At 34.1% G+C, this 23,273-nt stretch carries 19 protein-coding genes; 15 read left to right on the top strand and 4 right to left on the bottom strand.

From position 1 onward, the window contains the following. Window positions 1–13: 13 nt before the first annotated feature. Both ACTJFD_RS00760 and metK read left to right on the top strand, forming a co-directional pair. Window positions 14–1,030, top strand: a complete 1,017-nt coding sequence (locus ACTJFD_RS00760) for a helix-turn-helix domain-containing protein (protein WP_442259128.1) — start codon at window positions 14–16, stop codon at window positions 1,028–1,030. A 12-nt stretch (window positions 1,031–1,042) separates the two neighbouring features. After that, window positions 1,043–2,197: a methionine adenosyltransferase gene (gene metK, locus ACTJFD_RS00755; RefSeq protein ID WP_442259127.1), complete on the top strand. Its 1,155-nt coding sequence runs from the start codon at window positions 1,043–1,045 to the stop codon at window positions 2,195–2,197. 139 nt (window positions 2,198–2,336) lie between these two features. Here the strand turns inward: metK and rpsD are convergent, their stop codons facing one another. Continuing rightward, the gene (gene rpsD, locus ACTJFD_RS00750; protein ID WP_442259126.1) at window positions 2,337–2,948 is read right to left on the bottom strand and encodes a 30S ribosomal protein S4; all 612 of its coding nucleotides are present in this window, start codon (window positions 2,946–2,948) and stop codon (window positions 2,337–2,339) included. A 337-nt stretch (window positions 2,949–3,285) separates the two neighbouring features. Between rpsD and ACTJFD_RS00745 the strand changes: the two genes are divergently transcribed. After that, window positions 3,286–4,077 carry a formate/nitrite transporter family protein gene (locus ACTJFD_RS00745; RefSeq protein ID WP_442259125.1) on the top strand — a complete coding sequence of 264 codons (792 nt, stop codon included), beginning with the start codon at window positions 3,286–3,288 and terminating at the stop codon, window positions 4,075–4,077. Between the two features lie 123 nt (window positions 4,078–4,200). Here the strand turns inward: ACTJFD_RS00745 and def are convergent, their stop codons facing one another. After that, a complete protein-coding gene (def, locus tag ACTJFD_RS00740; RefSeq protein WP_442259124.1) occupies window positions 4,201–4,764 on the bottom strand; it encodes a peptide deformylase in 564 nt (187 codons plus the stop codon). Window positions 4,765–5,033: 269 nt separating this feature from the next. Between def and rpsO the strand changes: the two genes are divergently transcribed. The 9 genes from rpsO (at window position 5,034) to ACTJFD_RS00695 (ending at window position 16,252) form a co-directional block, all read left to right on the top strand. Continuing rightward, window positions 5,034–5,303, top strand: a complete 270-nt coding sequence (gene rpsO, locus ACTJFD_RS00735) for a 30S ribosomal protein S15 (protein ID WP_442259123.1) — start codon at window positions 5,034–5,036, stop codon at window positions 5,301–5,303. A 174-nt stretch (window positions 5,304–5,477) separates the two neighbouring features. Continuing rightward, window positions 5,478–7,601, top strand: coding sequence for a polyribonucleotide nucleotidyltransferase (pnp, locus tag ACTJFD_RS00730; protein ID WP_442259122.1), 2,124 nt, complete (start codon window positions 5,478–5,480; stop codon window positions 7,599–7,601). A 239-nt stretch (window positions 7,602–7,840) separates the two neighbouring features. Beyond that, window positions 7,841–8,887 (top strand): phosphate/phosphite/phosphonate ABC transporter substrate-binding protein, encoded by a 1,047-nt coding sequence (locus ACTJFD_RS00725; protein WP_442259367.1) that lies wholly within the window; start codon window positions 7,841–7,843, stop codon window positions 8,885–8,887. Between the two features lie 111 nt (window positions 8,888–8,998). Next, entirely contained in the window at window positions 8,999–9,760 is a 762-nt protein-coding gene (gene phnC / locus ACTJFD_RS00720; RefSeq protein WP_442259121.1) for a phosphonate ABC transporter ATP-binding protein, read from the top strand. Further along, a complete protein-coding gene (phnE, locus tag ACTJFD_RS00715; RefSeq protein ID WP_442259120.1) occupies window positions 9,747–10,556 on the top strand; it encodes a phosphonate ABC transporter, permease protein PhnE in 810 nt (269 codons plus the stop codon). The genes phnC and phnE (ACTJFD_RS00715) overlap by 14 nt, the downstream gene beginning before the upstream one ends. A 31-nt stretch (window positions 10,557–10,587) precedes the next feature. Next, window positions 10,588–11,403: a phosphonate ABC transporter, permease protein PhnE gene (gene phnE, locus ACTJFD_RS00710; protein WP_442259119.1), complete on the top strand. Its 816-nt coding sequence runs from the start codon at window positions 10,588–10,590 to the stop codon at window positions 11,401–11,403. 3 nt (window positions 11,404–11,406) lie between these two features. Continuing rightward, window positions 11,407–12,903, top strand: coding sequence for a bifunctional metallophosphatase/5'-nucleotidase (locus tag ACTJFD_RS00705; RefSeq protein ID WP_442259118.1), 1,497 nt, complete (start codon window positions 11,407–11,409; stop codon window positions 12,901–12,903). 139 nt (window positions 12,904–13,042) lie between these two features. Beyond that, the gene (locus tag ACTJFD_RS00700; RefSeq protein ID WP_442259117.1) at window positions 13,043–13,525 is read left to right on the top strand and encodes an Rrf2 family transcriptional regulator; all 483 of its coding nucleotides are present in this window, start codon (window positions 13,043–13,045) and stop codon (window positions 13,523–13,525) included. Between the two features lie 3 nt (window positions 13,526–13,528). Next, on the top strand, window positions 13,529–16,252 hold the full coding sequence (locus ACTJFD_RS00695; protein WP_442259116.1) for a YhgE/Pip family protein: 2,724 nt from the start codon (window positions 13,529–13,531) through the stop codon (window positions 16,250–16,252). Between the two features lie 20 nt (window positions 16,253–16,272). On the opposite strand, the gene ACTJFD_RS00690 is transcribed toward ACTJFD_RS00695, so the two are convergent. Next, window positions 16,273–16,434 carry a TetR-like C-terminal domain-containing protein gene (locus tag ACTJFD_RS00690; RefSeq protein WP_442259366.1) on the bottom strand — a complete coding sequence of 54 codons (162 nt, stop codon included), beginning with the start codon at window positions 16,432–16,434 and terminating at the stop codon, window positions 16,273–16,275. Next, on the bottom strand, window positions 16,404–16,838 hold the full coding sequence (dhaS, locus tag ACTJFD_RS00685; RefSeq protein ID WP_442259115.1) for a dihydroxyacetone kinase transcriptional activator DhaS: 435 nt from the start codon (window positions 16,836–16,838) through the stop codon (window positions 16,404–16,406). The genes ACTJFD_RS00690 and dhaS overlap by 31 nt, the downstream gene beginning before the upstream one ends. A 625-nt stretch (window positions 16,839–17,463) precedes the next feature. Between dhaS and ACTJFD_RS00680 the strand changes: the two genes are divergently transcribed. The 3 genes from ACTJFD_RS00680 to ACTJFD_RS00670 all read left to right on the top strand — a co-directional run. Further along, window positions 17,464–18,456, top strand: a complete 993-nt coding sequence (locus ACTJFD_RS00680) for a dihydroxyacetone kinase subunit DhaK (protein ID WP_442259114.1) — start codon at window positions 17,464–17,466, stop codon at window positions 18,454–18,456. A 111-nt stretch (window positions 18,457–18,567) separates the two neighbouring features. Beyond that, window positions 18,568–19,440, top strand: a complete 873-nt coding sequence (locus tag ACTJFD_RS00675) for an SPFH domain-containing protein (protein WP_442259113.1) — start codon at window positions 18,568–18,570, stop codon at window positions 19,438–19,440. Window positions 19,441–19,570: 130 nt separating this feature from the next. After that, window positions 19,571–23,273, top strand: a 3,703-nt coding sequence (locus ACTJFD_RS00670; RefSeq protein ID WP_442259112.1) for a bifunctional metallophosphatase/5'-nucleotidase, incomplete at its 3' end; no start/stop codon positions are given.

The raw sequence follows: 23,273 nt of genomic DNA, 5'->3' as shown, positions 1-23,273 counted from the left end.
TGAGGTGAAAGGATTGAAAATTTTAGTTATCGATGCTGATTATCTAACGCAGATAGTTTTAACCAAAATTTTTAATGAATCAACAAAAGCGCAATTGTTATTTTTTTCTAGTCAACAAGAAGAGTTTTATAATATTGTTCAAAAAGAGAATATCCGTGTTGTGATCATTAATTTTAAAAAAGGGAAACAACATAAATTTTCTATTTTAGAATATTTTAGAAAAAGAGATAAAAATATTGGAATGATTGTTATAGGAGAACCTTCTCATCGTTATTTTTTAGGACAAACGGTTGGAATTGGAAAAGTGGGTTATTTAACAAAGCCTTTTAGTAAAGATGAAATCATTCAATTAGTCTCTAAATACTTATTAGAAAATGAAATAAATCCATTTGAAGAATCAGCACAAGAACTTATTCTAAAAAAAGATTTTATGTTGGTTTATCAAAGTTTAGAAAAGTTCCAAGAAAGAATACAAGAAAGTTATTTTAAAGATTCTTTAGAAACGAAGTCACAATTAAATACGATGTGTGATACAATGTTAACGATGATGAACTGTACAGATGAAAAATATCGAAAAAAATATAAAACTAAAATGTTTTTTTCTGATAAAATAATCAAAGATAAGTTTTTATTACAGTTCATGTTATTTGATTTGTTTAAAGAAATTTATCGACAACGAAGTATTCAAAAAAGACCTCAACTTTATCAATTATTTGATTATATCGATCAATCAATCTATCAAGAATTATCATTAAGTGAAGCTTCTAGGTGTTGCGATGTTAGTCAAAGTTATTTAAGTCGGGTTTTAAAAGAAAACTATGGTTTAGGCTTCAATAATTATATTCATATCGAAAAAATGATCTTAGCCAAGAGAGCTTTTTATTATAATGATGATAAAATTATTGATGTTTCTTTCCAACTTGCCTATGGAGAACCAAGTTATTTTTGTAAGGTCTTTAAACGAATTGAAGGACAGACACCAACTTTAGTTAAGGAAGAAATGGATAAAGAAAGAAATTTACAAAGATAGTAGGGAAAAAATATGGTAAATTACATTACGTCGGAATCTGTGACAAAGGGACATCCTGATAAAGTATGCGACATTATCTCAGATTCAATTTTAGATGAGTATTTAAGAAGAGATAAAAAGGCTCACGTAGCGGTTGAAACAATGATTTTTAATGATCGAGTCGTTGTTTCAGGTCAAGTGACATCAAGTAGCCATGTCGACATTGAGAAAGTAGTTAGGAAGGCAATCATCTCATGTGGATATGATAGCAAGTTAACTGGTTTTGATGGAGCAACGTGTCATTTTGATAGCTATATAACAGAGCAGTCGGAAGAAATTAATCAGGCTGTCTTAGCGACAGAGGAAAAAGAGTTAGGGGCAGGAGATCAAGGTTTAATGTATGGTTATGCCACTAGTGAGACGCCAGCGTATCTTCCAACGTCATTGTATTATGCCCATCGTTTGGCTGAGGGACTCTCTTTATTACGTGAGAATAATTATCTTAAATATTTATACCCAGATGGTAAAACGCAAGTAACCGTTGCAGTTGATGATGATGGTAATGTTCTAGGTATTGATAGTCTTGTTGTTTCAACACAACATAGTCAAGAAGTGACACAAGAACAACTGAAATTGGATATCGAAACGCTGTTGATTAGAAAATTAATTCCCGAAGAATTGTTATCAGCGGAAACAAAAATCTATATAAATCCGTCGGGAAGCTTTAATATCGGAGGTCCTGTTGCAGATACCGGGTTAACGGGACGAAAAATTATTGTAGATACTTATGGTGGAATTATTCCGCATGGAGGAGGAGCTTTCTCTGGAAAGGATCCGACGAAAGTCGATCGTTCAGCTGCCTATATGGCTCGTTATGCAGCTAAACAGATTGTTGCTGCTGGTTTAGCAAAGAGATGTCAAGTGAATGTAGCCTATGCCATTGGTATGGCGGAACCTATCGGTATTTCTTTGGAAACATTTGGGACTGAAAAAGTAAGCAAGCGAATTATTGAAGAATTGATTAAACAATATTTTGATTTTAGACCGAATGAAATTATTAAAAAATTGAACTTACAACAACCAATCTATCAAGAAACGGCTTGTTATGGTCATTTTAAAGCCAGTCCAAGTAAGTTACCTTGGGAACAATTAGATGATAAATTAGAGTCTTTTAAAAATATGTTTTAGAATAAAAAAAGATATCGCATGAAATCAATGGTTTAATCAATTGATTTCATGCGATATTTTGTCTAATGATAGGGTTGAATTCGTTTATTAAAAAAAGCCACCATACCTAAAGTATAGTAGCTTTGATGAATAAAAAATCTTATAGTAATTTGTTGTAGAATTCAACTACGAATGCTTCATCAACTTCTTGTGATAATTCATCTCTTTCAGGTAAGCGAGTTAAGCTTCCTTCAAATTTTTCAGTATCAAAGCTGATAAATGCAGGGCGACCTAAAGTAGATTCAACAGCTTCTTTGATGAATACTAAATCTTTAGATTTTTCACGAACAGAGATAACTTGTCCAACTTCAACTTCGTAAGAAGGAATATCGACACGTTTACCATCAACTAAAATATGACCATGGTTTACAAATTGACGAGCTTGACGACGAGTACTTGCTAATCCTAAACGGAAAACAACGTTGTCTAGACGACGTTCTAATAATACCATGAAGTTAACACCGTGTTTGCCTTCTTTAATTTTTCCGGCTCTAACGAATAAGTTACGGAATTGACGTTCATTTAAACCGTACATATGACGTAATTTTTGTTTTTCAGTTAATTGTAAACCGTATTCAGATTTGTTTCTTCTTTGGTTAGGTCCGTGTTGACCTGGTGCATAAGGGCGACGAGCTAATTCTTTACCAGAACCTGATAAAGAGATACCTAAACGTCTTGAAATTTTCCAACTTGGTCCAGTATATCTTGACATTAAAAATTCCTCCAATAATATAGTTTGTTTTTGGAGTAAAATAATTCTTGAAAATATTAACATTCGGTTAGTTCCTCTTTCAATCTTCACCTTTGCAGCCGTGGTTACACAATTGAACCCTTTTAAAAAGGCAGAAGAACTAATAGACGAGCTGTTTATTTCCTAGCTGCTTATTTTACACATTTTCTATTGTACTATTTATGTATGAATATTGCAATAAGAAAAATGAAAATATAAAAAACGCAGGCTATTTATTGAAAAAGATTGATTTTTATGCCGAGACTACGCTATATTGAATGTGAACTATTATACTAAAACTAATTTGGGAGAGAAAAAAATGAGTCAAGGATCAGAATTAATGGATAAAATTGATTATTCCATTATGAAAAAAGATGATCTCATACGTACTAGTTTTTGGAAGTATGCCTTACGTTCAGTACTGGCTACTCTTTATCTAGGGTTGGGATCTGCTATTGCTTTAGGATTAGGTTTAAAATTTGATGGAGCAACGGGAAAAGCTCTATACGCTGTATCATTTGGATTGGGACTAGCATTAATTATCTTTTTAAACGCAGAGTTAGGTACTTCTAATATGATGTATATGACAGTTGCTAGCTATCGTAAAAAATTAAAAGTATCGCAAGCATTTAAGATATTAATGGTTTGTGTGCTGTTTAATTTGGTAGGTGCTTTATTGATTGGTTTCTTTTTAGCACAAACAGGTGCATTTAAAGGGTTACCTACAGAAAACTTTTTAACACACATTGTTTCAGGGAAATTTGATAAAGGAATAATGCAAACGATTATTGAAGGTATATTTGCTAATATCATCGTTAATCTGGCTGTTTTAATGTCAATGAAAATGAAAGATGATGTTGGTCGTTTCTTTGGGATTATTTTTGTTATTTTTATTTTTACATTTCTTGGATTCGAACACGTTATCGCCAATTTTATTTACTTCCCATTAGCTTATTTTTCAAGTGGTGGAGTGGTTGCAGGAATGACAGCAACAGCGGTATTGACAAATATTGTCTTTACTTTCATTGGTAACTGGATTGGTGGAGGCGTTGTGATTGGTTTAAGTTATGCATGGTTAAACAAAGATGAAACCGTGAAATATTTAGACTAAGAGTTTAAAAGACAGAAAAAGACTGTTACGAAATGAATAAGTTTTACCCATCACTCAGAGTTAGATTGAGGGAGTTGAGGAGGACTTAGTCAAAAAAGTAACAGTCTTTTTATTGTGTTTAGTTTAATTAATTAATAAAACATCATCAGGAGCAAAGAAGGGTTCTTTATCATTAATATGATCATAGAACATGATACCATTAAGATGATCGAGTTCATGCTGCACGACAATGGCCGCATAATTTTTTAAGCGAATTTTATGCTGCGTCCCCTGAGCATCTTGATAAGTTAATGTAATTCTTGCTTGTCTCACAACGTAACCAGGAACAGGTCGATCCACAGATAGGCAACCTTCTCCTTCTTCTAAACAAGCTTGTTGAACAGAGTGGCTTACTAATTTGGGATTATACATGACGGCACTAAGAAGAGGCTTGCCATTTTCTTCCTCCATATTTGGAATTTCGACAGCTATGATTCGTTTTGAAAAATTAAGTTGAGGCGCAGCTAGGCCAACACCACCTCTTAATTCATATTTTTTAGCTAATACAGGATCTTGACTATTTTTCAAAAAATCATGCATATCCTGTCCTAACTTAATCATGTCATCTGATAAAGGGAATACGACTTCTTCAGCTACAGCTCTTAGTGTGGGATGCCCTTCACGAATAATATCTTTCATTGTCAGCATGACTAGCTAGACACATCCTTCCTATTTTCTTATATGCTACATTCTAACACATGAAAGCTTGAAGTGTATCAGTTTTTGACTGATAAAAGAGAAAAAAGAATTCCCACTCTAAAAAACTTTAGTATTTTGGAAGAGTTCACCTTGCAATTAGTAGTAAAATTGTGTAAAGTACTACTGTATGGTATCAAGCTATACCACCTATTTCTAGGTTTTTCGATTCACCAACGATTTACTTAGTTTTAGGAATAAAAAATTTAGAGGTGAAAGAAATGGCAATTACAAAAGAACGTAAAAATGAAATTATCAAAGAATATGCACGTAAAGAAGGGGATACAGGTTCTCCTGAAGTACAAATCGCTGTTTTAACTGCAGAAATTAATGCACTTAACGACCACGCACATGTACATAAAAAAGATCACCATTCATATCGTGGTTTGATGAAAAAAGTTGGACACCGTCGTAACTTATTAGCATACTTACGTAAAAAAGATGTTCAACGTTACCGTGAATTAATTCTGAGCTTAGGCTTACGTCGTTAATTATTTGTAAAATTAAGAGAAGTGAGGTCTTACGATCTCGCTTTTCTTTTAATAAAAAGCAGAAACGTTGGATGTAACTACTATCCAAATGTGAGTTTTTAACATAAATACTTAAAAGTTGACATTTGTTTAGTAGAATTCTTCGTTTTTTGCTAACCTAAAGGAGAGAAAAATATGAGTTCTGAAAAACGTGTATTTAAGACAACTTGGGGCGGACGTCCGTTGTCTGTCGAAGTAGGACAATTAGCAAAACAAGCAAATGGTGCTGTTTTAGTTCGTTATGGAGATACTGTTGTGTTATCAGCGGCAGTCGCTTCAAAAAAAGCAAAAGATGTTGATTTTTTCCCATTAACAGTAAATTATGAAGAAAAAATGTATGCTGTTGGTAAAGTACCAGGAGGTTTTATTAAACGTGAAGGTCGTCCAAGTGAAACGGCTACTTTAACCGCTCGTTTAATTGATCGCCCGATTCGTCCGATGTTTGCTGATGGCTTCCGTAATGAAGTTCAAATCACAAATGTGGTAATGAGTGTTGAACAAGATTGCTCCCCAGAGATGGCAGCAATGTTAGGTTCATCATTGGCATTATCAATTTCGGATATTCCTTTCAATGGACCAATTGCAGGCGTTGATGTTGGTCGTGTGGAGGGTGAGTATTTAATCAACCCAACAACTGAGCAAGTAGAAGCATCAGATATTCATTTAACCGTAGCAGGAACGAAAGACGCTATTAATATGGTAGAAAGTGGCGCTGAAGAAGTTTCAGAAGAAGATATGTTAGGGGCTCTTTTATTCGGACATGCAGAGATTAAACGTCTGGTTGAATTTCAAACAGCAATTGTGAATGAAATTGGCAAAGAGAAGATTGAAATTGAGTTGTTAGAAATTGATGCAGACTTAAATAAAGAAATTACAGAAACTTATAAAAAGCATATGGTAACCGCTATTCAAACTGAAGAAAAATTAGCACGTGAAGCTAATATTGATGCTTTAAAAGCTGAAATCACAGCACTTTATGAAGAAAAATTAGCTGAAGAGGCAGAATTATCTAAGTTAATGAAGGAAGTTCGCCAAATTATCGAAAATATGGAAAAAACAGAAGTTCGTCGTTTGATTACGATTGAAAAAGTTCGTCCTGATGGTCGTAAAATTGACGAGATTCGTCCGCTTGCTTCAGAAGTTGCTTTGTTACCACGAGTACATGGTTCAGGACTATTCACGCGTGGTCAAACACAAGCGATGACAGCCTGTACTTTAGCACCATTAGGCGAGCGTCAAATTATTGATGGCTTAGGTGTTGAAGAAAGCAAACGTTTCATTCATCATTATAATTTTCCACAATTTAGTGTGGGTTCAACAGGACCAACTAGAGGACCAGGTCGACGTGAAATTGGTCATGGTGCTTTAGGTGAAAGAGCCTTAGCTCAGGTTATCCCAAGCGAGGAAGATTTCCCTTACATGATTCGTTTAGTTTCAGAAGTATTAGAATCAAATGGTTCATCTTCTCAAGCAAGTATTTGTGCGGGAACGTTAGCTTTGATGGATGCAGGTGTTCCAATTAAAGCACCAGTAGCAGGAATTGCAATGGGACTTGTAATGGACGATGAAAATTATACTATTTTGACAGATATTCAAGGGATGGAAGATCATCTTGGCGATATGGACTTTAAAGTAGCTGGAACAGCTGCAGGGATTACTGCACTACAAATGGATATTAAAATTGAAGGAATTACAGAAGCAATTCTTACTGAAGCGTTGGCTCAAGCAAAAGAAGCGCGTATGCAAATTTTAGATAATATTACGGCTATCATTAGTGCGCCACGTGAAGAATTAAGTCAATATGCACCTAAGATTGAAATGATCCAAATCAAACCAGAAAAAATTAAAGATGTGATTGGTAAAGGTGGCGACACAATCAATAAGATTATTGAAGAAACGGGTGTTAAAATCGATATTGATCAAGAGGGTAATGTAAGTATTGCTCACTCTGATTCTGAAATGATTAAAAAAGCAATTAAGATCATCGAAGAACTGGTCCGTGAAGTTCAAGTTGGTGAAACGTACTTAGCAACTGTTGTTCGAATTGAAAAATTTGGCGCTTTTGTTAACCTATTCAAAGGAAAAGATGCATTAGTTCACATCTCACAATTAGCACACGAACGTGTAAATAAAGTAGAAGATGTCGTTAAGATGAACGATCAAATCTTAGTTAAAGTCACTGAGGTTGATAAACAAGGTCGTGCTAATGCCTCTAGAAAAATTCTAATTGAAAAACCAAAAGAAGAGAAAAAAGATTAAACTAAAATCACTTAACGTTTAAAAACGTTAGGTGTTTTTTTATTTCTTTACCGTATTTTTACTTGTCTTTAACGTAATCTTTTCTTTTAACTGTTAAATTGAATTTAGGCGTTAATAAATTGCTTTTAATTCTAAGGATTTGATTAAAAATTAATGTAATACGGTTACAATTGTTTTATACTCTAATCAGAGTAAAAAAATATATATTATAAAAGGAGAGCGTTATCGTGTCAACTAAGATGAAAAAAATGCTTTTAAGCATTGGGGTAACATTAAGTGCAGTAACATTATTAGCTGGATGTTCAGCTGGGGATTCTAAAAAGGATGAAGGAAAAGACTCAGGTAAAACAATTGATGAACTAAGTATTATGTTTGTACCTTCAAAAAATCCAGATGACATTGTAACAGCAACAGAGCCTTTGAGTGACTTAATGAAAGAAGAAATGAAAAAAGAAGGCTATACAGTAAAAGATGTTAAAATTACTGTAGGAACCAATTATGAAGCTGTAGGTGAGGCACTAGCATCAGGAACAGCCGATGTTGGATTTGGAGTACCTGGTGGAACATATGCATTGTATAAAGATGATACAGATGTATTGTTAACAGCAACGCGTGCTGGATTAAATAAAGATAGCGAAGATGCTAAAGAATGGAACGATGGGAAACCAACAGAACCAACGGATAAACAAGCAACATCATATCGTTCACTAATTTTAGCTGGCCCATCTGAAAAAGGTCAAGAATTGACTAAAAAAGTAAATGCTGGTGAAAAATTAACATGGGAAGATTTAAATAGTGCTAAATGGGGCTTATCTTCAACAACTTCTTCAGCGGGCTATATTTATCCATCACTATGGTTGAATGAAAATGTTGATAAAAATATTTCTGATTTAAAAACGACCGTTCAAAATGATTCTTATGGTTCTGGATTTGCTCGTTTAGCATCAGGCCAAGTTGATGCAATGCCTGTTTATGCTGATGCTCGTCGTGATTTTGAAGAAGCTTGGAAAACTGAATATGGCAAAGAAGATATTTGGAAAGAAGTAAGCGTGATTGGTGTGACGCCAGCGATTTACAATGATGCTGTTTTAGTATCAAAACAATCAAAAAATATGGATGATGCAACTAAAAAAGCATTACAAAATGCTTTAATCAATATGGCTAAAACAGAAAAAGGTAAAAAAGCAATCGAAGTTTACTCACATGAAGGTTATAAAAAAGCAACAGACGATGACTATGCATCTGAAATTAAAGCGCAAGAATTAATTAAGAAAGCGTCAAATTAAGCATAAGCATTAAAAAACAATCGTGATAGACAAAAGAGGGCTGAGAAAACATTTCTCAGCCTCCTCTTTTGTTATCTTTTAAATTATTGGAAGAGGAAAGGCTAAATACTTATGATTAAATTTGAGAATGTATCAAAAATTTATCCAAACGGTACGAAAGGTTTGGATAATATTAATTTAGAAATAAAGCAAGGTGAATTTGTTGCAATTATTGGAGCAAGTGGAGCAGGAAAATCAACATTAATTCGTGCGATTAATCGTCTATTAGATATTAGTGAAGGGTCACTAACTGTTAATGATATTGATGTTTCAAAACTAAAAGGAAAAGAGTTAAGACAATTTAGACGTTCGGTTGGTATGATTTTTCAATCATATAACTTGGTTCCTCGTGTTTCGGTAATTCGTAATGTAATGAGTGCTTTAGTTCCAGAAATGCCCTTTTCACGCGTTTTATTAGGTTTGTTTTCTAAAGAAGAGAAAATGACAGCACTTCGTTCACTTGAGCGTGTTGGGATTGCGGATAAGGCATTTATTCGTACAGACCAATTATCTGGAGGACAACAACAACGTGTTTCCTTGGCACGAACGTTGGCACAAAATCCAGATGTTTTATTAGCAGATGAACCTGTTGCGGCATTAGATCCTGTAACTGCTGAACGAGTTATGGAAGATTTCAAACAAATCAATGAGGAATTGAATAAAACAGTTTTAATCAATATCCATCATGTTGAATTGGCTTTGAAATATGCTGATCGAATTATTGCTGTTAAAAAAGGCCGCGTTGTCTTTGATGGTCCAGTTGCGGATGTGACAAATGATGTTTTAGATGGGATTTATAGTAAGGAAGAGGGAGTGTCTCATGAAACTGTTTAAATCAACCCCTTGGACATTGGACGATGGAACAGTCATTGAAGAAAAGAAAAGTAAAACACCGATTTATGTCTTAATTGGGCTTGTAATTGTTTATTTTTCTATTAGAATGACACAATTTGATTTTCAACGAGTTGCTGAAAATAATCATCAGTTTTGGACTGTTCTGTTTCAAATGTTTCCGCCAAATGTAGGATATACCAAAACAATCGTATCACCATTGTTAGATACGATTAAAATGAGTTTTATCGGTTCTTTTTTAGGAAGTCTTTTAGCGATTCCTTTTGCAATCTTAGCGGCTGAAAATATTACAAAAAATAAAGTGGTCGTTCAAGTAGTACGTTTCATTTTTACCTTATTACGAACATTACCAACCCTAGTAACGGCGTTAATTGCAACTTATATTTGGGGGTTGGGAACCTTTGCCGGAACAGTTGCTATTTTTATCTTTTCTTTTAGTTATATTGGAAAGCAATTATTCGAACAAATTGAGACAGCAGACATGGGGGCATTTGAAGCACTTGAAGCATTGGGAAGTAGTAAAAGTAAGGCTTTCATCATGACGATTGTACCACAATTGCTACCAATTTATTTATCAACAGTTTTATTTAACTTTGAAGGAAATGTGCGGTATGCAGCCATTCTTGGTTATGTCGGTGCTGGTGGTATTGGTATGATTCTAAATGAAAATATCGGTTGGCGTGAATATCCCAAAGTCGGGATGATTTTAATCATTCTTTTAATAACGGTCATTCTGATTGAGTCAATAAGTAAATATATTAGAAAACGTTTAACTTAATTTTGCTAAAATAAAAGAGGAAGTGAATGGAATGGATGAAAAAATGTTAACAGCAGAATTGAGTAAAGAACCGAATAAAAAAGCGTATTATCTTGGTTTAACCTTATTAATTCTAGCTATTTTCGTATGGAGCTCGACTGTAATTGAAGTGCAACCGATGTCAAATGAGGGAGTAACGATTGCAAAAAATATATTTAAGGGAATATTTAATCCGGAATTAGATTTCTTATTTGGTTTAACGGCTAAAGGCGTTCCTTATTTACTCTTAGAAACAATTGCGATTGCTGTTTTAGGAACGATTGTGGGCGCAATTTTAGCAGTGCCATTGTCTTTTTTATCAGCAACTAACATTGTTCCGAGTTGGATAGCCGTCTTTTTCCGGTTTATCATAATGGCTATTCGAACGGTTCCACCGTTTGTTTATGGTTTAATGTTTATTCGTGTGACAGGACCAGGGGCTTCAGCGGGTGTTTTGACTTTAGCTGTTGCGTCGATTGGTATGATTTCAAAAATGTTTACTGAAACAATTGAAGATTTAGATCAAGGAATCGTTGAATCTATGGAAGCGGCAGGGAGTACTTTATTTCAAAAAATTCGTTTTGGAATTATCCCTCAATTAAAGGCAGATTTTTTCTCAATCTTACTTTATCGTTTTGATATGAATTTACGAGATGCTACGATTTTAGGTTTAGTCGGTGCAGGTGGTATTGGTGCTCCGTTAATCTTTGCGATGAATGCTTATCGTTGGCGTGAGGTGGGCGCGATTTTAATTGGGCTGTTCATTTTAATTGTTATCGTCGAAAATGTATCTTCAAAAATTCGTAATAAATTATTGAAAGGACAATAATATATGGACTTAAAAATTTATTATACGTCAGATGTACATGGTTATCTTCTTCCAACAGATTACAGTGATTCTAAAATAAAGCCAATTGGTTTATTGTCGGCATCAGAGCAATTTGAACGCGATGAAAACACTCTTTTGATTGATGGAGGGGATATGTTTCAAGGCTCTCCTTTTGTTAATTATTTTCAAAAAAAAGAACAACGAGCGACAGGTGTCATTGAAGCCATTAATCAAATTGGATACGATGTCGTGACATTGGGAAATCATGATTTTAATTATGGGTTTGAACGTCTGGCTCAAGAGTTAAACGATTTACAAGCAACAGTAACATGTGTCAATGTTTTGGACCAACAGGGCCACCTTTTATTCCCAGAGTTAATTAAAGTCATGCCTAATGGTTTGAAAGTTGGGATTGTCGGTATCACCACAGAATATATTAATGTTTGGGAAAAACCTGAACATCTAAAAGAAATTCAAATTGTGAATCCTTTTCAAGCAGCTAAAGAAGCTTTAGAACGATTAGAAGGTCAAGTTGATTTTTCTATTTGTCTTTATCATGGTGGCTTTGAAATAGATATTGATAGTAAAGAATTAATTTCTAAGACGAAAGAAAATATTGGTTATCAATTAGCTAAAAACTTATCATTTGATTTACTTTTAACAGGTCATCAACATCAAACGATTGAAGGTCAAGATTTGGAAGGGACTTTTATCGTCCAGCCAACTAACATGGCACGTAATTTTTTTGAAATCGAAGTTGAGACGAGCAAAAAAGAAATTAAAGCAAATTTATTAGAACCTACTGGCTATTTTAATACTGAAAAATTTGATAATTATGTGTCAATGAATGCTGAAGTAGAAGAATACTTAGATCAAGCCATTGGTGAACTACCAGAGGCCATCGTTTCAAAAGACCATCTAGCCTTAGCTCAAACTGGGAATGAGTGGATACGTTTAATTGCGAATGTAGAACAAAGAATAGCACAAACGGATATTGCGATTGTTAGTTCCTTTAATTCGTTGTATCCAATGAATAAAGAGTTATCAATTCGAGATGTTCTAGTCAATTATCCTTATGAAAATCTACTGTGTAAAGTTGAGCTGACTGGTAAGCAATTAAAAGAAATGATGGAAAAAACAGCAACTTATTTTGTAAAAGAGAATGAAAAAATTATTATTAATCCAACGTGGCTTTCACCGAAATTGGAGCATTATAACTATGACTTTTATTACGGATTAGACTATGTAATGGATATTGGTCAACCAGTGGGGGAACGAATCACCCGTCTGAATTTAAAGGGAAAACCAATCGAAGAAGATCAAGTGGTAAGTATCGCACTTAATGATTACCGAGCAAGTGGTGGTGGAGAGTACATCGCTTACCAGGAAGCGCTTCTGAATGATAATTTAGGGGTTGATATTCAACAATTACTGATTGACGCGGTTAGTGATGGTGATATCACTACCTTACCGATTGATTTACACTTAGAAGTAATCTAGTCAATTAAAATAGTAAGAAGATGGCGAAAAAAGCTATCTTCTTTTTTTTATTTTAAAAATGAAAAAGAAGGACTTGCATTGTGGACATCAAAAGTCTATAATAGCTTTTTGTAAGCAAGTGAAAGTGAGTGAAAAAGTCATGAAATTAACCAATGCAACAGAACAAGCATTAGCAATAATGGCCATTTTAACAACACAGACGCAAGGGATACCAGCGTCATCTATGACGTTATATCAAAAACTTGAGATGTCGCCTTCTTATATTCAAAAGTTACTTCGAAAGCTAGTTGTCGCTAAGATTATTGAAGGGGTCTCTGGAAATAGTGGAGGTTTTTATCTTAAGAAAGAAATTAAAGATATTACATTATTAGATGTTGTTGAAGCGATTGAAGGACCGTTGAAATCATTGCCAGATTGTGGTTTTTTAGAAAGAGCCTTTACTGATTTTAATAAAATCGCCCAAAATGGTGATGTTATCATCTCTGACTACTTTAGAAAAGCCGATCAGGCATGGAATAAAGAATTAGCAGAGATAAAAGTTGAAGAAATAATCAACAAAATTTTTATTAATTATCAAGAGATTCCAAAACATAACTGGAATCAATTAGTTGGGGAGGGATAAGCAGTGGAAAAGTTAAAAAAAGTTGCTGAATTATACGCATTAGATTGGCGTCGGATTTTTAAAAATAAGATCACCTTTATATTAATGATTGCTTTAATGATTATACCTTCATTATATGCATGGTTTAATATTGAAGCATTGTGGGATCCCTATTCTAATACAGGTGATTTGAAAATTGCGGTGTATTCGGATGATCAAGAAGCTAAAGTAATGGATCAAAAAGTTTTAATTGGTGATCAAGTTCTCGATAATTTAAAAGAAAATGAGTCCTTAGATTGGCAATTTGTTGATAGTAAAGAAACGCTTGATCGTGGGGTTAAAAGTGGAAAATATTATGCTGGGATCTATTTACCTAGTGATTTTTCAAAGAATTTAGTTAGTTTTGTCACAGGAGATATCAAACATCCTAAAATTGTTTATAGTGTAAATGAAAAAATTAATGCTATTGCCCCTAAGATATCAGATAAAGGAGCAGGAACACTACAAGAAACGATTACGAGTGAATTTATTGGAACAGCAAGTAAAACATTGCTAACGGTTTTAAATGAGATTGGTTTTAATTTAGATGCTAATTTACCATCAATAAAAAAAATGACCAGTAAAATTTTAGCATTGGATGATAATCTTGATGTCATTGATGGTTATACGAAAGAAGTTTTAACGTTAAATCAAAAAATGCCAGAAATTAATAAAAAATTGGCGATGGCAAATGAATTTGTAGACTATTTACCAGAAGTTAATCAAATGGGGCAAAAAGTAGTTACTTTAAATCAAAAGGTGCCAGAAATTGAAAAAATGGGTGGATTAGTTGGTGCGACACAAGCTAAAATACCGCAGATAAAAAATGCAGGTCAACAAGTTGCTATGATTGATAATGATTTTGATTCAGTAGTTAATACGATGGATCGTGCGATTGTTGACGCAAAGAACGGCTTAACGATCATTCAAGATGCGCAAAAAGTATTACCACAAGTAAATGAGTTAGCGAATTCAGCTAATACACTGATTCCTCAAGTTCAAGAAAGTATGAATCAGATTCAAGCTGCTTTACCAAATATTGCTTCAGGGGTAGAGTCAGGCTTAACAATTGTAATCATTGTTTCTCAAGAAACAGCAGAACTTACAAGTAATTTAGCAGGAATGATTGATGAAAATAATTTATCACAAGCGTCTTTAGATGCGATCCACGCACATTTAGTTAGAGTTTCTGAACGTTTGAGTTTTCAAGCAAGTATGATTAATGGTCAAATTGACGTTTTAAATCAACTAAAAGAAACGACAGGAACACAAGCTTTAGATGGTGTGATTCAACGTTTAAATGGATTGTTGAGTGTTGTACAGGATGCAGAACAAAAAGTAGACAATGTGTTAGCCAATTGGGAGAATTTAATTAATAAACCTTCTGAATTATCAGCCGCTTTAAATCAAATTAGTCAACTAGCTGCAACTATCAATCAGGAGGCCGCAAGTATTCCCGTTGGGGCGATAACGCAAGCGGTCAATGAGACCATTAGTGAAGCTCAACAAATGTTGACAATTGCTGGAAATGTAACAGGTTCAATTGTTAATCAACAATTAATAAATCGTGTTGAGCAGTTAATGGGTAGTACGAGTGAAACCGTTCAAACAGCGATTAGTTTTTTAGAAAAATACCGTAAAGAAATGCCAGCTGTCAAAGATGAAATTCATTCTGTCAATGAATTATTGAATGGCAATATGAATTTAATAATAGCTAGCATCAATGGAGGAGCTAACTTCTTCCAAGAAGATTTTCCAGTTTTAAAGAACAAGTTGAATCGAGCGTCTAATTTTATTCAACAAGATTTGCCTGGGATAGAAACCGATGTCACGAAAACTTTGAAACTTGCGAATGAAAAAGCACCTAAATTAGAGGAAGCTTTGACAATGGCAACAGGCTTGATTCAAAATGACTGGCCAAATATTAAAAAAAGTATCAGCAAAGCGAGTGATTTAATTCGTAAGGGTGAAAAAGATGTTGACTTGAGTGAAATTATCAAGTTACTTAAATCAGATTCAAAAGCAGAAAGTGATTTTTTATCTAGTCCTGTTCAACTTGAGACTAAACAAATTTATAAGATACCCAATTATGGTTCTGCAAGCACGCCTTTCTATACAGCTTTATGTTTATGGGTTGGTGCTATTCTATTCTCAAGTATTGCCAGTACTAAATTTAGTTTAGATTTAGAGCAAGAAAAACGTTATTCTAAACGTCAACAATTTTTGGCAAGAATGTTAACGTTCATCACTGTTGGAATTGGCCAAACGGTGATTGTCGTATTAGGAAATCAATTTATGTTGGGTGCATATACTAAAAACCCGATTTGGAATATGCTTTTTGCTTTATTGATCAGTTTTAGTTTTATGATGATTGTTTATGTACTAGTTGCTTTATTTGGTAATTTAGGTAAAGGTATTGCGATTATTATTCTGGTATTATCCATCTCTGCAGGAGCGGGAAACTTTCCAATAGAGATGTCAGGTCCATTCTTCCGAGCGATTAATCCTTATATTCCTTTTACGCATGCAGTTAATTTATTACGTGAATCGGTCGGTGGGATTTATTGGCCATCAGCGATTAAAGCTATCGTAATTTTAATTAGTGTAACAATTGTGTTCTTTGTTGGAGGTCTACTTTGTTATCCTAAAGCAGATAAATTATTTAGTCATTTAAATACTGAACTAAAAAAAGGAAAAATATTGCATTAATAAAAAGCAGTTTAGGTTATTTAACCTAAACTGCTTTTTTGTGTTTCTTGATAGAAGTAAACTTGAATAATCGTGATTAGAAAATCAGAAATGTCATCAACTGATCTTTGGCAACCATCAAGGATCCAACCTTTAATGATTCCAGTTGTTCCTAATGAATAGAAATAAGCATATTGTTCAATCGTGATTTTTTTTCTGTTTTTACTAAGTTGCTCGTTAAAAACTTAACTAAAACTTCTTTAGTATGCTGTTGGAAAAATTGATCAAAAGAGTTTTGCTCATTAAGGATTAATATTTTTTGATAAAAAAGTTTGTTTTTTTTAAAGTAGTGTAAAATACGTGGTAAAACTTTGGTCCAATGCTCATAATCTAAAAAGTGCCAAACATTTTCAGTAAATTCCTGGTTGTAAATCCAAGCTAACAGATCATATTTATCTGTAAAATAATCATAAAATGTTTGACGACGTAAGTCAGCATGAGCCATGATCTCTGTAATTGAAATTTTATGAAAATCTTTATTCTTCATTAAGTCTTTAAAAGAATAAGCGATAATTTTCTTAGTGATTAAAGCTTCCCCTATAGTCATATCGTGCCGATACCTCTCTAAAATAAATGTCCTATTAACAGATTTAGAATAACAGTTTTTTTAGAATTTAACAATCGAAAATAGCTAAAGGACAAAACAAAGAAATTGTCCGTATGCAAGAAAGCCCTTTCATAGTATAATAAATATATCAGATAGGTTAGAAAAAATAATCTATCTGATAGAGAATGATACTGAATGATTGAGTATTATCTAGTTAATTAATTGTCACAACTAGCGTATTTTTGAATTAAATAGATTGAAATCATAGTGTTATCCGTTTAAACAAAAGGCTATCCCCCATGATAGTTAAACGCGTATCCCCATTATTATTGGTTCCCCGCTAATAATAAGTAAAACAGAGATTTCATATCTAAAATTAAAAAAGGTATTGCTAAAATTAGTAAGTTATGGAAAGCTAGTTATCAACTAGATAAAGGAAGAACATCGAGTATCCCCGCAATGAGTAAATCATTTTATTCTTTTGTTTCTTTCTTTTAAAAAAACTACTTGATAGCCCTAGCTTATCCATTACGTGACAATTCGTCAATTGCGTTTTGAGTAAAATGAAAATTGATAAAGCTTGGATGACATAAATCCATGCTTTTTTTATTGTGTGAGGTGGAAAATGATTATTATTAATGATAGGAAACATGTTGTTTCACAAATACTAGATGGCATTATTTTTTTATACGCGGATCAACTTAAACGAATATCAGAAACAAATATTATTACTCAAAAAGAAGTGTTAAAAAATCAAGTTTGTTTACTTAGTGGGAGTGGTAGTGGACACGAACCAGCAGATTTTGGGTATATTGGTGAAGGGATGCTAAGTGCTTCTGTCAGTGGCGAATTATTTAGTTCACCTAAACAGGCTGAAATTCTAAATGCTATTCGTATACTAGCTTGTGAAAAAGGTGTCTTGTTAATTGTTAAAAATTTTGAAGAAGATGTTCGAGAATTTTTGGCAGCAGAAAAAGAAGCACGAGCAGAAGGTATATTAGTAGAACACGTGATTGTGAACGATGATTGTTCTGTTGAAAAATTTAGTTTAAAGAAACGAAGACGTGGTGTTGCGGGGACCGTTTTGGTTCATAAAATATTAGGGAGTGCAGCTAAGCGTGGTTTAAACTTACAAGAGTTGAAAAAATTAGGTGAACGAGTAGTAATGGCAATGAATACCTTAGGCGTTGCGACGTCGAGTGCAACTTTACTTGGAACAAATGATAAACCACTCTTTGTATTACCGAAGGATCATGTGTCTTATGGTGTTGGTATCCATGGAGAAGCAGGTTATCGAACCGAAAAAATTAAATCCAGTGAAAACTTAGCAAATGAGTTATTAAATAAATTGTTTGCTAGATATTCTTCTTTAACAAAGTATCCTTTTGCTATCTTAATTAATAATCTAGGGAATACGACAGCATTAGAACTATCAGTATTTGCTAATGATGTCTCCCGCCTACTAAAACTAAATGAAGTTAATGTAGCAATGGTTAAATCCGGAAATTTTTTGACCTCGATTAATATGTCTGGTATCTCATTGACTTTATTAGAATTAAGAGAAGATGAATGGATTGATTATTTAAAAGCTGAAACAACCGCTTTTGGCTGGTCTTGAGTTAACAATTGAATAAATAGTATGAAACTGATGAAATCAATCATAATCATCAGTTTTTATTTTCTTTGTTTTTAAATTATGAGATAATGAATTAAAGGAGTGAACGAGAAGATGCAAGAAGAAAAAAAAGTAGTTTATGTTAATGGTTATTTAGCGTTAGTTGTTTTAGTTGTCCTGATTTTAATATCAGCTTATCTTGGGTTAACAGGCCTTGCTTTTGAGCAACCTGTGAAGCTTGTTTTAGGTATTATCTTATTTTTAGTGTCTTTCTTATTTTTGAATTCAATGACCATTGTGGGGCCTAATCAAGCTAAAGCGATTTTGTTTTTTGGAAAATACTTGGGAACTATTAAAGAAAATGGGTTGTTTGTTACCGTTCCTTTATCTCAAAAGTCAGAAATATCATTACGAGTACGTAACTTTAATAGCTCTGTGTTAAAAGTCAATGATTTTGATGGAAACCCTGTTGAAATTTCAGCAGTAGTAGTTTTTAAGGTTGTTGATACCTCCAAAGCTTTATTTGGGGTTGATAACTATCTTGATTTTATTGAAATTCAAAGTGAAACAGCTATTCGCCATATCGCTTCAGAATATCCCTACGATACTTTTGAAGATGAAGATATTACGTTACGTGGTAATACCGCCGAGGTTTCTGAAAAATTAGCCATAGAACTCCAAGAACGATTAGCAGTTGCGGGTGTTCAAATTATTGAAACAAGATTAAACCATTTAGCATATGCGACTGAGATTGCGAGTGCAATGTTACAAAGACAACAAGCAAAAGCAATTCTTTCTGCCCGCCAAACAATTGTTCAGGGAGCTGTTTCGATGACGCAAATGGCCTTAGAACAAATTGAAGAGGGACAGGAAATTAACTTTACAGATGACCGTAAAATTCAATTGATTAATAATCTGCTCGTTTCAATTATTACTGATAAAGGTACTCAACCTGTTATTAATACTGGTGAACTGAAGGATCGTTAAACTAAATAGTTTGAAGAAAGAGAAAATGATTTTATCATTTTCTTTTTTTGTTATAAAAAGGGTAGCTAGTTAAGGGGATGTTATGTTAAAATGAATGCGGTTACAAACGTGAAAAAAGAGGAGAGAGAACATGAAGAAAAAGCTACAATCAGGTTCGTTGGTATTAATTTTTTTATTATTTAGTCAAGCAGTGTTGCCAATAGTTGAAGTTGCTGCAGTTGAAGGGCAAACGGGGGAAATGTCACAACCAAAGCAAGAAGTACAACAAAATTCAAACACTCAAACATCTGTTTTATCTGAAAGTAAAACGTTAAACTCAGAAAAAACAAGTGAAACGACAACCAATAATAAAAAAGAGGAAAAGATTAAGCAAGCCTCAGAAAAAAAAGAAAAAGAGAAAGTTGAAAAAGCGACTGTGCCATTGCAATTACTTGGGGTCAATGATTTTCATGGTGCACTAAATACAACTGGGACAGCATATTTAAATGGTACAGTCATTAAAGGCGCGGGTACGGCTGCCAATTTATCGGCTCATCTTAATATTGCTAATTTATCTTTTAAAACGAAGACCAATTCTGATAATACGGAAAGAATTCAAGCCGGTGATATGGTTGGGGCTAGTCCTGCCAATTCGGCACTATTACAGGATGAGCCAACCGTTAAAACCTTTAAACACATGAATTTTACGATTGGAACATTAGGTAATCATGAATTTGATAAAGGATTAGCTGAATTTAATCGAATTATGACAGGTCAAGCTCCTGTAGAGGGACAGTTTGAAGAACCTTTGGCTAGTGTGATTGGGAATTATCCGCGAGAAGCTTCTGGACAAAAAATGATTATTAGTAATTTAGAAAATAAAACAACAGGAGTGCATGGTCAAGTAGGTGAAATTCCTTTTGGTTATCAACCCTATGTTGTTAAGGAATATGAAAAAGAGGGAGAAAAAGTAAAAGTAGGTTATATTGGGGTAATAACTTCAGAATTTACTAATCTGGTTTTGGCTCAGCACACGAAAGATTTTAACGTTTTGGACGAAGCAGAATCGATTAGCCGATATTCAAAAGAGTTAAGAAATCAAGGAGTTCATGCGATTGTCGTAGTCTCTCATATTGGAGCGACAAGTAGTGGTGATCAAGTAGGGGGCGATATTGTTCCGATACTAGATAAGTTAGATGGACTTGATCCTGATCATAGTGTGGATGTTGTTTTTGCGGCTCATAATCATCAATATACCAATGGTTTATATAAAGGAAATAAAAATGAAGTCCGTGTCGTACAAGCGACATCTCAAGGAAAAGCATACGTTGATTTACAGGGTGAATTAGATGCAAAAACGCAAGATTTTGTGGAAACTCCGAAGGCTGAAATCAAAGGGACGGCACCTGGAGTGGCTACAATTGACAGTAACGTTCAAGCAATCGTTGACGATGCAAGTCAGCGGATTGAAAATATTACGACTTCAACGATTGGTCAGTTAGATGCATCTAAATTAAGTGAAGCGACTGATGGTAAAAAGATGGTGAGTCGAGAAGTCAATGAACATAATGAGTCACCGCTAGGCAACCTAATAACGGATGCTCAATTACAATTAGCGAATGAAGAAAAGTTAACCGACAGTACAGGTAAAGTGATAGATGTTGATTTTGCGATGACCAACAATGGTGGGATACGCGCTGATTTATTGGCAGATACTCAAGGTAATGTTAATTGGGGACAAGCCCAAGCTGTTCAACCATTTGGTAATATTTTACAAGTTGTTGCACTTAAAGGACAAGATGTGGTAAATGTATTGAATGAACAGATGAAAAATGGTAAGACAGGTTATTTCTTACAAGTAGCGGGTTTAAGCTATACTTATACTGGAAAAGGTGAAACCTTTAAAGTTAAAGAAGTTTTAGATTCTAGTGGTAAAAAACTTGATAAAGAAGCAACGTATCATGTTGTGATAAATGATTTTCTCTTTGGTGGTGGTGATGGCTTTAAGAGCTTTACCAAGGGTCAGTTAGTAACAGCAATGGATACGGATACGAATACCTTCGTTGCTTATTTTGAAAAAATGAAAAAAGCAGGGAAAGTTATCCCGGTTCCAAAAGTTAATCGTAAAAAAATAGCTGAAATTAAAGAAACGAATTATGTTCCTGTCCAATTGTTGGGAATTAATGATTTTCATGGAGCAATTGATACGTCTGGATCAGCATATATTGAAGGCATCAAACATGCAGGTGCAGGCAAAGCTGCTAATTTGGCAACGCATTTAAATCGTGCAGAGGCAGAGTTTAAAGAGGATGAACAAAGCGGAGTGACTGAAAGGATTCAGGCAGGGGACTTAGTCGGAGCTAGTCCAGCAAATTCAGCATTATTACGAGATGAGCCGACGATAAAAATTGCGAATGCGATGAATTTCACAATTGGAACATTAGGCAATCATGAGTTTGATAAAGGGTTGGGTGAGTTCAAACGCATCATGGATGGCCGTCAGCCAACTCGAGAAGAACTAGGTCAAGTCAGTGATAATTTGTGGCAAGCTATTTCTAATTATCCAAGAGAAAAAAGTAAACAGGAAATCGTGATTGCTAACCTTGAAAATAAAACAACAGGAATGCAAGGTAAAAAAGGTGAGATCCCTTTTGGTTATCAACCGTATACTGTTAAGGAATATGGCCAAGAGGATAAAAAAGTTAAAGTTGGTTATATTGGTGTGATAACGAAAGAATTTCCAAATCTTGTTTTAGCGCAACATACTAAAGATTTTAATGTCTTGGATGAAGCGACATCTATTGCGAAGTACACTAAAATTTTAAGAGAAAAAGAAAAAGTAAATGCCATTGTTGTTGTTTCACATATTGCAGCAACAAGCAATAAAGAAAAAGTGTCTGGAGATATTGTGCCAATCTTAACGGAAGTTGATAAATTAGATCCTAAAAATAGTATTGATGTTGTCTTTACAGGGCACAATCATCAATTTACGAATGGTGTAATTGAAAGAAAAGATAAGTCAAAAGTGCGTGTTGTTCAAAGTACTTCACAAGGAAAAGCTTATATTGATGTTCAAGGAGAATTAGATCTTAAGACAAAAGATTTTAAAGCAATACCAAAAGCGTCAGTTAAACCTACAACTGAGCTACCAGAGAGCGAACAAGACCAAGTAGTGAAAGCATTGGTAACGGAAGCAGATACTGTCATTTTACCATTAACAACAGCAACCGTAGCTAAGGCTGATTTATCAACATTAACAAAGGATGATAAAGGTAATTTCGTAGTATCAAAAAACACCAATGAGCATGATGAATCAGCGATTGGTAATTTGATAACAGATGCGCAACTTTATATGGCACAACAAACAGAGTTGAAAAATAGTCAAGGGAAAGTGATAAAACCAGATTTTGCAATGACCAATAATGGCGGGATTCGTTCGGACTTATTAGTTGCTCCTGATACAGGGAATATTACTTGGGGATCAGTTCAACAAGTTCAGCCATTCGGTAATATTTTGCAAGTTGTTGAGATGAAAGGAAAAGATATCAAGACCGTTTTAGAAGAACAATATTCAAATGGAAAAACAAATTATTTCTTGCAAGTTGCGGGTCTAACTTATCATTATGAAGGAAGCCCAGAAAAAGGAATTAAAGTAACTGATTTGAAAGATCATAATGGTAAAAAAGTGAAAGAAAATGAAACTTTTTACATTGTCATCAATGATTTCCTATTTGGTGGGGGTGACGGTTTCAAGAGTTTTACTAAAGGTAAGTTAGTGACGGCAATGGATACGGATACAACAACAAAACCGTCAAGCGAAACAACGGATACGACAACAAAACCGTCAAGCGAAA

It is taken from the genome of Vagococcus sp., assembly GCF_052102835.1.
In the GTDB taxonomy this organism is placed as follows: Bacteria; Bacillota; Bacilli; order Lactobacillales; family Vagococcaceae; genus Vagococcus.
This window is presented reverse-complemented; position numbering and strand designations above follow the sequence as displayed.

Bases quoted from the DNA above. Each gene is read 5' to 3' on its own strand.
- ACTJFD_RS00680 (WP_442259114.1), top strand. From the start codon at position 17,464: ATGATTATTATTAATGATAGGAAACATGTTGTTTCACAAATACTAGAT.
- def (WP_442259124.1), bottom strand. From the start codon at position 4,764: ATGCTGACAATGAAAGATATTATTCGTGAAGGGCATCCCACACTAAGA.
- ACTJFD_RS00705 (WP_442259118.1), top strand. From the start codon at position 11,407: ATGGACTTAAAAATTTATTATACGTCAGATGTACATGGTTATCTTCTT.
- phnC (WP_442259121.1), top strand. From the start codon at position 8,999: ATGATTAAATTTGAGAATGTATCAAAAATTTATCCAAACGGTACGAAA.
- phnE (WP_442259119.1), top strand. From the start codon at position 10,588: ATGGATGAAAAAATGTTAACAGCAGAATTGAGTAAAGAACCGAATAAA.
- ACTJFD_RS00725 (WP_442259367.1), top strand. From the start codon at position 7,841: ATGAAAAAAATGCTTTTAAGCATTGGGGTAACATTAAGTGCAGTAACA.
- ACTJFD_RS00745 (WP_442259125.1), top strand. From the start codon at position 3,286: ATGAGTCAAGGATCAGAATTAATGGATAAAATTGATTATTCCATTATG.
- phnE (WP_442259120.1), top strand. From the start codon at position 9,747: ATGAAACTGTTTAAATCAACCCCTTGGACATTGGACGATGGAACAGTC.
- ACTJFD_RS00700 (WP_442259117.1), top strand. From the start codon at position 13,043: ATGAAATTAACCAATGCAACAGAACAAGCATTAGCAATAATGGCCATT.
- rpsD (WP_442259126.1), bottom strand. From the start codon at position 2,948: ATGTCAAGATATACTGGACCAAGTTGGAAAATTTCAAGACGTTTAGGT.
- ACTJFD_RS00675 (WP_442259113.1), top strand. From the start codon at position 18,568: ATGCAAGAAGAAAAAAAAGTAGTTTATGTTAATGGTTATTTAGCGTTA.
- rpsO (WP_442259123.1), top strand. From the start codon at position 5,034: ATGGCAATTACAAAAGAACGTAAAAATGAAATTATCAAAGAATATGCA.
- metK (WP_442259127.1), top strand. From the start codon at position 1,043: ATGGTAAATTACATTACGTCGGAATCTGTGACAAAGGGACATCCTGAT.
- dhaS (WP_442259115.1), bottom strand. From the start codon at position 16,838: ATGACTATAGGGGAAGCTTTAATCACTAAGAAAATTATCGCTTATTCT.
- pnp (WP_442259122.1), top strand. From the start codon at position 5,478: ATGAGTTCTGAAAAACGTGTATTTAAGACAACTTGGGGCGGACGTCCG.